This is a genomic window from Actinoplanes sp. ATCC 53533 (assembly GCF_003947245.1).
This window is the reverse complement of record NZ_QHHV01000067.1, coordinates 1-13,615: the sequence shown is the minus strand read 5'-3', so window position 1 is coordinate 13,615 and position 13,615 is coordinate 1. Positions and strand designations below refer to the sequence as shown.

The window sequence follows — 13,615 nt, the reverse complement described above, 5'->3', positions numbered from 1 at the left end:
CCACCGTCTGGCCGGCGGCTACTGCGGCCAGAGCACGCCCGGAGTGATGTCAACCGAGGATGTCGACAAGCTCAAGGCTGCCAAAGCTGATCGTCGGGGTGGGGAGATCTGTGACCGGGCACCCCACCGCCCACGGGCTAGCCATCGGCAAGGGCGGCATGCGACGCTATCGTCGCCCGATCGACAGCGGTTGCATCGCGCCGTCAGGCCGGTAGACCTCGTCGAGGCCTGCGCGAACCGGGTCGCGCTGGGCGGGCAGGATCGCTGAGGCCGTCGCCGAGATCGCTGTCCTTCGCCGCACCGTCGTGGCCACGCCGGTGATCAGCACGGGAAGCGCACCGAGGATCAGCACCACGGCCCCGGCGCGGTAGCGCTCGCCGGGCACGTACCACGGCCGCGCCAGCTCGGCGAACCAACCAGCGGCCGGGTTGACACCCGATGCCAGGAAAATCACGCCGACGGCCGCCAACACACCCGCGCCCGCGAACGCCAGCCACCGTGGAGCGGGCATCCGCACAGAGCCGACCGGAAGTAGCACTCGGAAGAACATCATCCCGGCCAGCGCAGACCACAACAGCAGTCCCAGATGCACGGCCGGCGAACGCAACGCCGCCTCGTACAACCCGCCGAAATACACGACCGGGAACCCGGCCGCGAAGGCCACCACCACGAGGACGGGTCTGTCGATCAGCCGCACGGCACGCGAGTGGACCGCCGCCGCCAACCACTCTCGCGGCCCGGGCCACTCGACGTCGTCGGACAGCGGCAGCACCGCCCGGGCCAGCTCGGTCGGTGCCGCGAGGATGAGCAGCAGCGGTACCACGACCGCGATGAGCACGTGCCGGATCAAGTACACACTGGGCATGGTCGGGGCGTATTGAGCCACGCCCGTGCTCGTGGCTGCCACGACGACCGCGCAGCCCGCCACCCAGGCCGCCGTCCGGCGCAGCGGCCACCCCGGGCCGCGACGGCGGAGCCGCCGCACCCCGGCCAGATACAACCCGGCGGCGCCGACAGCGGCGACGACGAACAGCGGCTCCGGCAGCCACCAGGACAACAGCGAGCCCACCGACGGCCGGGGCGGCATCGGGTACCCGAGCAGCGGGTGATCACCCGTGGCCATGACATGCCCGGCATGGCCTGTCTGGCCGGCGAGCGTCGGCCGGGGCGGAGCGGTCCGCGACAACGCCATCGCCAGGCCGACCACAGCGCCGAACAGCAGAACCTCGACCGCGGCGAGCCGGGCGAAACCGCGCCGGCTACCGCCCCGCAACGCGGGCATCGACCATCGCTGGTGCCACCACCCCACCGCCGCGATCACCGCGAGGAGCCCTGCTTTCGCCAAGATCAGACGCCCGTACGAGGTCCCGGTGAGCGAACCGAGATCGGGCAGGTGCAACCACGCCGCGAACAGTCCGGACACGCCGACCGCCACGAAACACGTCCCGGCCAGGGGAGAGAACCGACTCACCGCCAGCGCGAGGTTGCCGACCGGCGCCCGCATCGACAGCGCCAACGCGAGCAGGCCACCAGCCCACAGCGTGACGGGCACGACGTGCAGCACCAGTCCGGAGGTGGCCACCTGCGGCAAGCGGCCCGACGCGGTGTGCCCGGTGAACACCGGCGGCACCACGGCCAGTAGCGCCAGTGCCAGCGCCCCGAAGACGCCCGCCGGACCCCGCACCACCCGGCAGGCCCATGCGAGCAGCCCGGCCAGGACCGCGACGGCGGCAAGTGCCAGCCCGATCGGTGTGCCGGTGGCGAAGGTGGCCAGCTGCGACATCGACGGTGCCTGGGCCGCTGGATGACCGGCGATGTCGGCGCAGGACAGCCACAGCGTGACCACCGCGGTCGCGCACCACGCCGCCGCGGCCCAGCCCGCGGCCCGCAGCCAGCCCTGACCGCTGTCGGACAGCCCTCGCCGGGCCGTCAACTCCCGACGGTGCCTCACCAGTGGGGCGCGGACCGGAGAAAAGAACACCCCGGCGAGCAGGAGGCCGACGGTCGTCACTGCCGCAACCGTCATCCCCAGCCGGGCCACCGGGACGAGCCACGCGGTGGCCGCCCCCGGGTCCGGCAGCCCGGGTAGCACGGTTCGGGTGGCGCCACCACCGAAGGCAAGCCCCGCCACAGCCGCAGCAGCCGCCGCCAGAACCCCGGCGGCGGCCAGGAACGTTCCTGTCTCGGGCACCGGGCCGAGGAGGCGATGGGCGCTCTTCGGTGGCCGGCGGCGGCCCCGGTCCAGGGGACCCAACCACCACCACAGCAGCACGATCGCTCCGAACGCGGTCCCGGCGGCGGTCGCCAGGGCGACGGCGGGCGGATCATTGCCGGCCGGCGGCGGCTCGACCGCCTCGGGCGCCGGCTGCTGATGCGCCCCATGATCGGCCGGCGCCGATGAGCCACCGGTTGACGGCGCTGCGCCCGACGAGACGAGCGCGAAGTGCAGGGTCCCGCTGATGCGGTGACCGTCGACGGACACCACCTGAAACGTCACGGTGAAGTGCCCGACGGGCAGCGTCGCACGCAACGGCTGCTCAACAACGGCGCCGGTCACCTGCGGGATGCCTGCCACCGCGGTGACACCGTCAGAGCCGCGCACGGCAACGACGACACTGCCCGGATTGACCGCCTCGGTGAACCGCAGCACCACGTCGCGAGGGGCCTTGGCAACTTTTGCCCCATTGGTCGGAGTCGACGACTTCAGACTTGCGTGCGCCAGCGCCGGACCGGTGACCAGGAGCAACGATGCCAGCACCGCAAGAGCCGTGACGCCGAGCGCCACGATCCCCAGACGTGCCACCCTCAGGCCGGTCATCGTCGCCGATCCTAACCCGTCACCACTGCTCGCGACGTTACTGGCCGACCGGCGTACCGGCGGACTGATCGGCTCCCACGGTTCTCGATCCGCCGGCCCACCATACAAGTGGTGGCACAGTCGAACTCAAAGGTTGTGCGGTCGTACCATGACGGACCAGGCTGAGGCGGCCGCCGCGCAGGAGGCACTGCAGGTCCTACTGGGCCGCCGCTGACCGGCGCCCGGCTGTACGTCCCTGGCGGTCATCGGGCACGCCACCCGTCGGATCCGGGTCCTCGGTGTCACCGCGCACCCGACCGCGGTGTGGGTGACCCAGGTGGCCCGGAACCTTCTCAGCGGGATCCGGATGCCCCGCATGAATTCGATCATGGAACCCTGGATCCCGGCATTTCGCCACGAACTACTCGACCGGACCCTGATCCTCAACCAGGCACACCTGCTGCACGCCCTGCACGAGTGCGAACGACACCACGATCAACACCGACCTGCAGCAAGGCGAACATCTGTTCCAGAGTCATCGAATCGCCGTCGAGGTTTACCTCCACGGCCCAGGTCGCCTCGAGGTGTACAGCGTTCCCCTCGCGGCCCCAACCCCACTACCGCCGATGGCACTCCCGCGAAGGTCCAAGCCCTACATCACCTCGGTGGACGTGGCGCGGACCCTGCGACCTTTCGCATTGAACTGGCCTGCCGCGCCAGCACCATCGGCGGTAGAAGGCCGGTGCGGCTACCCGCAGGGCCGAGTACCTGAGCGGGTCGTCCGGCGACGACGAACTGAACTCCGCCGGCGCCTGGAATTACTTCACCTACACCGAGTGATCCGCTGAGTACGAGCGAAGGGGCCGGTCGACGACCGGCCCCTTCGATGTTCATCCGGCGATGGTCCAGCCGCGGGCGGCTTCCACCGCGCCCCGGCGCCGGGCCGTCAGGTCGGCGGGAGTGCCCGGATCACGGTCTCGACGACCGTGGCGCTGGAGCCCTTCGCGGTCACTCGCAGGGACGTGTACCCGTTCCGGGAGACGGCTGCCCGATAGGTGCCGTCAGTGTTGCGGTGCACCGTGGCGGTCTGCCACGTCGCACCGTCGTCATGGGAGACGTCGAGCGCCACCGACCTGGCGCCCGCCGGGACCGTCATGCGCACCGCCGCGCCGGCCGGTTCGATGCGGACCGCGCCGAGGGCCGGCACCGCAGCCGGGTCGGTAAACGTCCAGTCCACCGTGGTGGCCGTGGAGGTGACGAACACGCCCGGGCGGCTCTGTTCCAGGTGCAGCCGGTAGTCGGCGCGGGCCTGCGGCACCCGGAAGTTCGCCTCGCCGCCGATTGCGGAAAGCGCCACCTGACTGCCGTCGCGGAACAGCGTGGTGCTGCCCGGGACGTTGCTCGTCGTACCGATGTGCCCGGCGCTGTCGCAGTTCATCGCGACCCGGATCCGCAACCGATCACCGGTCCAGGTGTTGCCGTCGCCGGTCAGGCAGGGCGCGATGACCGGGGCGCCGTAGCCGGCCGTGTAGCGCTTGCCCGGCTCGTAGCGCCGCGGCTCGCCGACGGTCCGGATCTCCTCGTAGTTCCCCTCCTCGCGCCACTCGAACATCCCCGTGCTCCACCTGATGCCGCCGGTGGTGTTGAAGTAGCGGGTCGCGGAGGGCTCGGTGGTGAGCGGGGCGAAGATCAGCGGGTTCCCGGGGACGTGCACGCCCGCGACCAGGGACAACGCGCTGTCGGCGGCCTGCCGGTGCATCTCGCCGCTCTCCACCGCCAGGTCCCGGGCGGTGACGGCGCCGGTGAAGCCGGTCGGCACGCGACCTCTGACCGGCCAGGCGAGGTGATACGCGTCGGCGCCGGAGGTGTACGCCATCCTAACCACGGAGAGGAAGGCGTCGTCGCCGTCCCCGCCGAGTTGTGCGCTGCTCAGCGCGCCACCGTAGCTGTTGACAGCATAGGAGGCCCAGCCGTTCGGAGTCCGCACCCCGAACGCGACGGAACCGGCGCCGAACCGGGCCCCGGGGTCCGGGACGGTAGCAGTCACCGGCTTGGCGATGCGGGTGTCAACGGTGATGTCCGTCGCGGCGGTCACCGACACCGAGGGCTGGGCGACCGTGGCGCTGACCCAGGTACCGTCCGCCGCCTCCCGGAAGTACTGGGTGATGATCGCGTACCGGCCGCTGGGGACGCGCAGCTCGACGTCCGGCGTCCACGGGTAGTCGTAGACGGTGTCGTGCAGGTACGGCGTGTCCAGCCCGATCACCTGGGTGTAATGCCCGTCGGTGGGCAGCCCGTCGTGGCCCAGCACGTGCAGGTTCAGATCGACCTTCGCGCTCTCGTGGACCACGGCGACCGGGGTGGTGACTACCTGTCCGCCGGCGGTGGCGGTGAGCCGCCCGGTGTGGGCGCCGCCGGTCGTCGTGGCCGGGACGGTGACCTGGGCGGTGGCGGTGCCACCGGCGGGGACCGTCAGCGTGGAGGCGTTCACCGTGAACGGCGCGGTCACCCGCAGGGCGACCGTCAGCGGCCGGGTGTCGTGGTTGCGGTAGCCGACGGTCCTCGTGATCGCCTGGCCGGCTGTCTGGGTGCCCATGCTCAGGCTCGGCGGGTCGGCCAGCAGCGTGGCGCCCACCGCGCGGGCGACGTCGACACGGCCCGCCCCCTGGGCGTACGCGCCGAGGCCCTCGGTGGGCCGGGCGGCGCCCATGAGAGCGGCCTTGAGCTGGGCGGGCGTCCAGTCGGGGTGCCGCTGGGCGAGGATGGCGGCGCTGCCGGCGACGTGCGGCGCGGCGAACGAGGTGCCGCTACCGGAGGCGTACGACCCGCTGCCGGCGTCGCTGCTCAGCGCATGGGTGATGTCGACGCCCGGCCCGGTGATCTCCGGCTTGATGGTGTCGCCGTCCAGTCCCGGCCCGCGGCTGGAGAAGGCCGCGAGCTGGTCGTCCCGATCGACGGCGCCGACACTGAGCGCGGCCGCGGCGTCGGCCGGGGAACCGATGAGGTAGTCGTCGCCGTTGTTCGGGTTGTTGCCGTTGTTGCCGTCATTACCGGCGGCGACCACGAACAGGGTGCCGTACTTCTCGGTCATCTCCTCGACCGCGGTCTCCATCGGATCGCTCCCGGCGGTGTTCGGGAAGCCGAGGCTCATGTTGACGACCTTGGCGTGCTCGACGCCGGCGGTCCACTCCATGGCGGCGATGACCGCCGACTCGGTGACCTCCCAGTCGCCGACCTTGGCCGAGACCAGCCGCGCTCCGGGGGCGACACCCCGGTAACGGCCGTCGGACGCCGCGCCGCTGCCGGCCAGGATCGAGGCGACCGCGGTGCCGTGACCGATGGTGTCGTGCACCTCCCCGGTGGTCGGGGCGCCAGTGGAGAAGTCGGTCTGCGCGGCGACGATCGGGGCCAGGTCGGGATGGGTGACATCGACGCCGGAGTCGATGACCCCGACAGTCACCCCCTCGCCGGTTAGCCCTTCCTGCCAGGCCAAAGTGGCGCCGATCTGCTGGACGCCCTCGGCGGCGGTGAACTTCCCCTTGGCGTCGAGCCAGAGCTTGCCCCGGTTCGTCCGGGCCTTCCAGACCCGGGCAAGATCCTTCTTCGGCGTACGCACGGCCGTCGCGCCGATGTCGGGCAGTTTGCGCACGCGGGTGCCGCTCGTGGCCGCGCCGCCACTGGCGATCAGCGGCAGGTCGGTGCGCCGGTCGTCGTAGCCGGCCGCGATGAGCCCGGTCACGTCGAACAGTCGCTCGTCGAGTTTGTCGGCACGCAGCAATGGCAGGGCGTCGGCCGGGACCACCCGGGTGCGGCCGTCGACAGTGCTGGTCGCAAAGGGGATGCCGGCGCGGCCGGGCCCGGGAGCCACGGTGACGGCGCCACCGGCGACGGTGACCCGGTCACCGGTGATCAGCGTGACGGTCCGCGTCGCGCCGCCGGTGTTGTCCTGCGCGGCGCCGGCCGGGCTGCCCGGGACTGTTGCCATCGACAGCGCCAGGACCAGCGCCAATGCCAATGCCAATGCCAGTGATCTTCTTCGGGGTGTGAACACATCCAGGAAGACGAAGTCGGACCGCCCTTTGTGCACATCAGACGGACCTTTCCGCAACGCATCAAGGAAGGGGCGGCAAAGAAGCGGCGCACCGGGCGCGATCACGACGGCGCCGGCGGCGACCGCGTCGGCCAGATGGGTCAGCACCACCGACTGTTTGGCGCCTGTCTGGTCGCCGAATCCGATGTAACCGGCCGACACCTCGTCGTATTTCGCCGGGTCGGAGTTGCGGTTCGCGCGGGAACAGCTCCAGCCAAGCTGCTCGGCGGCGGCGATCCGTTAGTGGGGGATGTTGAGGTCGGAGTTCTTCTCGTGCCGCCGGCACCGGACCCCACCACGACCACGTCGGCGGTCAGCCCGACCGGCTCGTCCGGTAACTCGGTGATGAGTGACGACAGCCCCTTGGGGGGGAGGGGGTGACAACGGGCCGGGATAGCCGAGGATGCGCCGGCCGCAGTATGCGCCGTGGGTTACCTCGCATTCGGGGATGGTCGGTCTGCTTGCCGTAGCAGTCCTCGGCTACCTCTGCGATCCGCGCATCTTCGCGAGTCCTGCCGTCGGGCTCTCGGGTCCACGAGCGGTTGCGTCAGCCGAGGACCCGCTCCACCGCGTCGGCTGCCGCCGGGACCCCGCCGGCGGCCGTCATCTCCCGGCGCATCCAGGCCAGTCGCTCGCGTACGTGCTTGTCGCTGGCCACGTCTTCGACGGCGTTCCAAAGCGTGTCCGTGGTGATCCGGTCCGGCGGCAGCACCGTGCCGAGACCGAGTTCGGCGATCCGATCGGCGTTGGCCCGCTGTTCGGCCATCTGCGGGATCGCCACCATCGGCACCTCGAAGTGCAGGCCCTCCATCGTGCCGCCCATCCCGGCGTGCGTGACGAACACCCGCGCGTGGCGCAGCACCGCCAGTTGCGGCACCTGCCGGTGAATCTCCACATTGGCAGGCACCGCTCCCAGGGCCTCGGTGTCCACCTCGCCGATGGCCAGCACCACCTGCCAGGGCCGGTCCGCCGCCGACCGCAGCACGGTGCGGTAGAACTCAGGCCGGTCGTTGTAGGCCGTGCCGAGCGATACCAGCATCACCGGGAGATCACCGGACGGCTCCCAGCCGCCTTGCGAGCCGCGCTCGGACAGGAGCGGGCCGACGAAATCGTACCGATCGGTGAAGGTCTCCCCGGCGTACTGGAAGGCACGCGGCAGCGTCACCAGCCTGAGCGAGGCACCGTCGCCGCGCATGAACGCCTCCAAGCCACCGGCACCCTGCTTGCGCAGGAAACGGCTCAGCCGGACGGCCATGAACAGGAAGCCGGGGCTCAGCGGGTTGAACGTCGTGTACTTCTCGGCCATCGACCAGTGTTCGTTGCTGACCAGGTTCGGCCAGGTCTCCACCGAGGGGACCTGCCACCGGCCTGCCAGGATCCGGCCCCACCAGCACATCGGCCCGTCGTGGACGACCATGTCGGGCCGCTCGCCGCCGCTCAGTTGCGCCAGCATCGCCTTCGTCTCGGTGAGGAGCAGGTTCATGGCACGGACGAGTTCCTTGCCGTGCATCTGTGGGGTCTCGATGTCATCGCGGCCCTCCCAGGTGGAGGTGACGGGGACGACTTCGGCACCGGTCTCGGCGACGCGCTCGGCGTACGCCGTCGTGGTGGCGTACGTGACGCGGTGACCGCGCCGCACCAGCTCGGCGGCGAGGCCCAGGGTGGGGTTGACATGTCCGGCGGCGGAAGGGGCGAAGAAGGCGACGGTTGCCATTGTCTTCAACTGCCTGACGCCAGGCGCCGCTGTCCCGCAACTTCCGGGCCTGACCCAGGCGACATCCGGGTTCGCCGCCGGGCACTCGCGGCGGACGTCGCGAGGTGTCGTGGCATGTCCGGTGCTGGGCTCGGGGATTGGTCGCAGCTCATTGGTTTGCCGCAGTAGCCGGTGTCCGCGTGGCGTGCGGCCCACACGATGACGACCAGCGCCGCCGCCCATAGTGGATAGTTCATCGCGATCTTCGAAAGTGACGAGTGGTCGTGGCGCCACCACATGCCGATTCCGTGCATGGCGTTCCAGAGCACGCCGACCAGCGGACGGCGGAGCAGAATCGACCCGATCAGGACGATCGACACTGGTGGCATGGACGACTGGATCAGCCCGGTCGGGCCGCCGGTGCGCTCCCACAGCGTTGTCGCCGAGGTCCGCGGAGCGGGATCGCTGTCTGCGCTGTCGGATCGCATCGGGATCTCCCTTCATGGAGCCTTGTGTCAGCTATGGCCGCTCGCCTTCGGCCGCGGCGCGGTTCCCATGTTCTATCGACCTCCTGGCCTGATCAGGGTCGTCGCCGTAGCCGATCAGCAGTCGCAAGGTCATGTCGTCGAGGACGAACCGCGCCTGCTCGTTGGGTAGCAGCTCGGCGACGCTCATGATGACCATGCCGTGTCGCATGCTCCACAGCTGGGCCGCCCAAACGGAAACCAGGGATTCCTGTGCAGCCGGGAAGCGGCCGGCGATCACGCATCGGCGTACCAGCGCAACCAGCCGCTGGTAGGTCCCGGCGCCGAGGTCGTCGTCTTGCGGCGGGCGGTCGAGGAACATTGCTCGGTACAGGTGCGGGTTCGCCACGCCGGCGGCGAAGTACATCACGCCGGTCGCGACGAGGTTGGCAACCGGGTCGTCCATGGTCGGCAGCGTGTCCAGCCGTGCGTCCAGGCGGGCGAAGCCCTCTTCCCGGACCGCCCGGCGAACCTCGGCCATGTTCTGGAATCGGCTGAACACAGCCATCGTCGAGGAACCGACCTCGGCGGCCAACCGGCGACTGGTCAGCGCGGCTGGTCCCTCCTCGGCAAGCACCCGCGCGGCCGCTTCGACCAGCATTGCCCGCACCCTGGGGTCGGCGGTTCGAGGACTCACCTGTAGAGCATATCATCGTTATATTACAAAGGTATAGAGCGCGGTGCGGCACAGCGTCCATCAGTGACGGGCAGCACGGCGGGCCTGAACCGCTTTTCCGCAGTCCAGGCCCGCTGAGGTTGGTCGCATGCCTGGAGGGCTCTACTCCTGGTCTTCCGAGCCCAAAGGGCTCGTCCTAGTGGAACCGCCAGGCGAGCCAATTCGGGACATTGTGTTCGATGTCCTTTGGGTCGGCGTCGTGGTTGTTAGGGTCGCACCAGCCCACGACGAGGTCATACGTCGATTGTCCTCCCGTCCCGGTTCCGGTGGGCTGGAGGCACAGGCCTTTGGGGTAGTAGGGGACTTGGTAGTTGATAAATTTCACCCAGCCGTTCTTGCCCGTCGCGTACCAGCTGGTTCCCGTCTCGCCGCAGAAGCCGAGGGCGACTCTCGTCGTCGGCAGAGCCTGGAGGCATTTGCCGGACACCTTCTGCTTCACAAACATCCAGCCCGAGTCCCCCACGGTCCACACCTGGAAGTCAGAGCCGCACCGGTGGAGGTAGGCCTCGAATTTGTTGCCGGTCCCGTCGCCGTCCAGGCACCAGCCGGGATTCCCCACGTTCTCGTAGTGTGTGTCTCCGGCGGCGGACGCCGGCGTGGCGCCCAGCATGAGACTGGCGACCGCGACGATCATCGCGACGCCGAGTGTGCCGAGTTTTCTGAGTGTCTTCATGAAGCTCCTTCTCGCTGGCGACCTGCGCCAGTGCTGGTTGTCGAGACCTCTGTCTAGCGGGGTGAGAGTTGTCTGGCCCCTGCTCGGGGTTGTCAGACAAACAACTCTGGATAACGCGGCGACAATGACGGTGACCGATGGATGGCTTGGGTGGTGCGGGGGAGGTCAGGGATGCCGAGGCTGGAGCGGCCGTTGGACGGGCTGGAGGGGCCGGTTGCGCAACTGGCGGCTGAGCTGCGGCAGTCGCGGAGGATCCGGCGCGGGTGCGTCTGGTGGTCCACAGCAGGGCCTGACTGACGCACCGAAGGATGTTGACCTTGTGGCCCTCGGTCCACAGCCAGGCCACCTGCGAGTACCGGCGACACCCTTGCCAGGCACTGACTCCGATCCCGGCGACGGCCGTCGCCACACCGGGACCACGGCCCGACCTCCCACGCGGCAGGTGCTCGATGCGACCACGATGCGCCGCCCGGATGGCTCGCACCGGTACGTCGCTAAGGTGTTCGGCTGTCCACAGGCCACGATCACCCGGTATCACGAGATCCTGCAGCCGATCCTGCGGTGGGTTACGACAGCGGCGGCCTGCCTGTTGCGACACGGGATGCCATCATGCTCATAAACCGGCCGCGAACCGCACCCGAGAGGTTCCGATGCTTTATCAGAGCCCTGCCCACTTTTGCGCCGAGTACGCTAAAGCCCCCAGCCGCGACAAAAAGGATGAATTCGGCGAGATGTCCGTGCTGGAAGACGTGACCGTCGTCAGCGAGACCGTGGACACGGCGCGGGTCGTAGCGCGCTGGTACACATCCGGCCATGACCCGGACTCCGGGTACTACGACACTGTGGAGCCTACCGCCTTCGTCCTGGTCAAGCGGTCCGACGGGTGGCACATACACTCCCAAGAAGATCTCCCCTGGGAGTGATAACCAACCAGCGTGTCACACCCCCTGTGGTCGTACGTAAGAAAGAACCACGTGCCGCCGTACGTCGAGCTCACATCCGGTGCGCCGACCTCATCGCTCACGTGCTGCGTCAGACCGGCCGCATGGCCGACTCCGAAGCATCTCTCCCGCGATAGGTTGCCGCCGAGCGACTGGTGGGGTGCTTGCCGGGCAGGGGCGCGTCGACGAGGAGCCGCCGTGTCCGGATCCTCGGCGCGACCGCGCATCCCACCGCCGCGTGGGTGACTCAGATGGTCCGCAACCTGGTGATGGTCGGGTCGACGGTACCGGCGCTCAACCGGGTACCAGTTGTTGAACGACGCTCAGGATGAGGACGTGGAGGGGGTCTGCGTCGTTGCCGGGGAGCGCGTGCAGTCCGGGCTGATGGCTCTCATGCGCGGCGCCAGGGGGAGCTGATTGTCGTGCTCGTCCGCGGCCGGCTGCTCGCTACGGCACCCGCGGGCTGATCGAGGACGACCGTCGCGGCACGTCTGCGTCCGTGATCCGGCGACACCACGAGCGGCACCGCGACAGCGTGAACACGACCCGCGACACCACGAGCGGCACGCCGACAGCACGAGCACCAAACAGCTCTACTTCCTGCTCAAAAGCAATGTCGCCGTCATGCTCATGCCGAACGTCGCGCAACAACCAGTTTGCATCCGCCGTACCACCGATTCCCACGTCACTGCCGTTCCGGCCGGCGCCAGGCCGGTCGCGATCGGCTGCGGCATCGCCAGCACCACCGGGCTGGCCGCGATCGACGTCGTGTCCGCCGGCTGGAAGTTCGGTGCCTGGGCCTGTAGCCGCAGCCGCCACATCGACGAATCCGGCACCCAGACCTGCGGGACCTGCACGCTGCGGTTCGGTTCGCCCAGGCCGACCAGGCCGGCACCGTGCTCGCGGGCCACCACGCCGGCCACGTCCGCCGGCTCCTGCGCGGTGACGTCCACGGCTACGCAGCTACCGCCCACCTCGGCGGTCCTGGCCCAATCGGTCGCGGTCGGACGGCCAGCCATGACCTCAACAGCCCTCGACCAGCATCCAAGAAGCGGAGGCGACGAGGGCGGCCAGCACGATGTGGATGACGTGCGGTCGACTCATCGATCCCTGCCCGCCGGTGACGTGCCCATTCCTGCCTGTGTCGCGTCCGTGCCCCAGCTGGCGAGCAGGCGCAGCGCTTCCGCCGACGGTGACCCCTGTTCGGCGTGGTAGGTCAGCAGCTGCTGTTCGTGGTCGTCGGCCGGGTGGAACGACTCGAGGCGCAGATCGAGGTCGCCGACGAGCGGGTGCCGCAGGCGCTGGATGCCGTGACACTTCTCCTTGACGTTGTGGGTGGCCCAGAGCCGCCGGAACTCCTCGCTTTTCACGGACAGTTCGCCCACCAGCGCGGACAGCTGGGGGTCGTCCGGATGGGAGCCGGCGTCCATATGTAGCTGGCTGACGGTGTCGATGGCCTTCTGCTGCCAGTCCACGATCAGGTCGCGGAACTCGGGCCGTAGGAAGACCAGCCGCGCCCAGTTGCGCTCCTGAGCCGGAAGTTCCGCCCAGTCGCCGAAGACCGCTGCGGCCAACTGGTTCCAGGCGAGGATGTCCGAACGCCGCCCCACGACGATCGCCGGGACGCCGTCCATGGCGTCCAACAGTGTCCGCAGGGTGCCCCGCACCTGCTGGCCGTGGGCGCCCGGCTGCTTGTGTTTTGGCTTGGCCAGGTGCGTGAGGTGGGCATGCTCGGCCTCGCTCAGCCTGAGCGCGCGGGCGATGGAGTCGAGGACCTCCGCCGACACGTTTCGCCCGTCGCCCTGTTCGAGGCGCGTGTAGTACGCCACCGACACCCCGGCCAGCTGCGCCAGCTCCTCGCGCCGCAGCCCCGGCACCCGGCGACGCCGCCCGAACTCCAGGAGCCCCACGTCCTGGGGCTTCAGCCGGGCCCGCCGGGTACGCAGGAACTCGCTGAGCTCGACACGCGGGTCCAAGGCGCCGGCGGCGGGCTCGCGCACCGGTTCGGGGAGTGCGTCCATCACTTGAGTATCCATGGGCGGACGCACCCTAACCTGACCCTGCCAGTAGTAGGACCAGCGGACGTACGCAAGGTCGTGGCCTGGGTGAATGCCTGATCGCCCGGCAAGCTGGCGGCGACACCCAACTACCCGGCACTGCCCGCAGATAGCCCGTGATCTGAAACAGATCCTCACTGCGAGCGTGGCGAGGCGAGACGCGG

10 protein-coding genes are annotated in these 13,615 nt (G+C 69.6%); 2 read left to right on the top strand and 8 right to left on the bottom strand.

The window, feature by feature from the left end:
- Window positions 1-166: 166 nt before the first annotated feature.
- Window positions 167-2,818 carry a cytochrome c oxidase assembly protein gene (locus DMB66_RS22835; RefSeq protein WP_125806160.1) on the bottom strand — a complete coding sequence of 884 codons (2,652 nt, stop codon included), beginning with the start codon at window positions 2,816-2,818 and terminating at the stop codon, window positions 167-169.
- A 925-nt stretch (window positions 2,819-3,743) separates the two neighbouring features.
- Window positions 3,744-6,884: a S8 family serine peptidase gene (locus DMB66_RS22825; protein WP_158647324.1), complete on the bottom strand. Its 3,141-nt coding sequence runs from the start codon at window positions 6,882-6,884 to the stop codon at window positions 3,744-3,746.
- Here DMB66_RS22825 and DMB66_RS22820 point away from each other — a divergent pair.
- The gene (locus DMB66_RS22820; RefSeq protein ID WP_125806158.1) at window positions 6,879-7,268 is read left to right on the top strand and encodes a hypothetical protein; all 390 of its coding nucleotides are present in this window, start codon (window positions 6,879-6,881) and stop codon (window positions 7,266-7,268) included. The genes DMB66_RS22825 and DMB66_RS22820 overlap by 6 nt on opposite strands.
- 166 nt (window positions 7,269-7,434) lie before the next feature.
- On the opposite strand, the gene DMB66_RS22815 is transcribed toward DMB66_RS22820, so the two are convergent.
- From DMB66_RS22815 to DMB66_RS22800, 4 genes are all read right to left on the bottom strand, one after another.
- Complete coding sequence (locus DMB66_RS22815; protein WP_125806200.1) at window positions 7,435-8,601, bottom strand: macrolide family glycosyltransferase; 1,167 nt, start codon at window positions 8,599-8,601, stop codon at window positions 7,435-7,437.
- A 5-nt stretch (window positions 8,602-8,606) separates the two neighbouring features.
- Window positions 8,607-9,068 carry a hypothetical protein gene (locus DMB66_RS22810; protein WP_125806157.1) on the bottom strand — a complete coding sequence of 154 codons (462 nt, stop codon included), beginning with the start codon at window positions 9,066-9,068 and terminating at the stop codon, window positions 8,607-8,609.
- A gap of 31 nt (window positions 9,069-9,099) precedes the next feature.
- Window positions 9,100-9,705, bottom strand: a complete 606-nt coding sequence (locus tag DMB66_RS22805) for a TetR/AcrR family transcriptional regulator (protein ID WP_233624783.1) — start codon at window positions 9,703-9,705, stop codon at window positions 9,100-9,102.
- Between the two features lie 211 nt (window positions 9,706-9,916).
- The gene (locus DMB66_RS22800) at window positions 9,917-10,453 is read right to left on the bottom strand and encodes a hypothetical protein (RefSeq protein ID WP_125806155.1); all 537 of its coding nucleotides are present in this window, start codon (window positions 10,451-10,453) and stop codon (window positions 9,917-9,919) included.
- A 731-nt stretch (window positions 10,454-11,184) separates the two neighbouring features.
- On the opposite strand from DMB66_RS22800, the gene DMB66_RS22790 reads away from it, so the two are divergent.
- A complete protein-coding gene (locus DMB66_RS22790; protein ID WP_125806154.1) occupies window positions 11,185-11,376 on the top strand; it encodes a hypothetical protein in 192 nt (63 codons plus the stop codon).
- Between the two features lie 611 nt (window positions 11,377-11,987).
- Here DMB66_RS22790 and DMB66_RS22785 read toward each other — a convergent pair.
- On the bottom strand, window positions 11,988-12,317 hold the full coding sequence (locus DMB66_RS22785) for a substrate-binding domain-containing protein (RefSeq protein WP_233624780.1): 330 nt from the start codon (window positions 12,315-12,317) through the stop codon (window positions 11,988-11,990).
- 177 nt (window positions 12,318-12,494) lie between these two features.
- Window positions 12,495-13,415, bottom strand: coding sequence for a helix-turn-helix domain-containing protein (locus DMB66_RS22780; protein ID WP_125806152.1), 921 nt, complete (start codon window positions 13,413-13,415; stop codon window positions 12,495-12,497).
- Window positions 13,416-13,615: the final 200 nt, after the last annotated feature.

Excerpts from the sequence above, each read along its gene's own strand:
- DMB66_RS22810 (WP_125806157.1), bottom strand. The coding sequence starts at position 9,068 with ATGCGATCCGACAGCGCAGACAGCGATCCCGCTCCGCGGACCTCGGCG.
- DMB66_RS22800 (WP_125806155.1), bottom strand. The coding sequence starts at position 10,453 with ATGAAGACACTCAGAAAACTCGGCACACTCGGCGTCGCGATGATCGTC.
- DMB66_RS22815 (WP_125806200.1), bottom strand. The coding sequence starts at position 8,601 with ATGGCAACCGTCGCCTTCTTCGCCCCTTCCGCCGCCGGACATGTCAAC.
- DMB66_RS22790 (WP_125806154.1), top strand. The coding sequence starts at position 11,185 with ATGTCCGTGCTGGAAGACGTGACCGTCGTCAGCGAGACCGTGGACACG.
- DMB66_RS22780 (WP_125806152.1), bottom strand. The coding sequence starts at position 13,415 with ATGGACGCACTCCCCGAACCGGTGCGCGAGCCCGCCGCCGGCGCCTTG.
- DMB66_RS22835 (WP_125806160.1), bottom strand. The coding sequence starts at position 2,818 with ATGACCGGCCTGAGGGTGGCACGTCTGGGGATCGTGGCGCTCGGCGTC.
- DMB66_RS22805 (WP_233624783.1), bottom strand. The coding sequence starts at position 9,705 with ATGCTGGTCGAAGCGGCCGCGCGGGTGCTTGCCGAGGAGGGACCAGCC.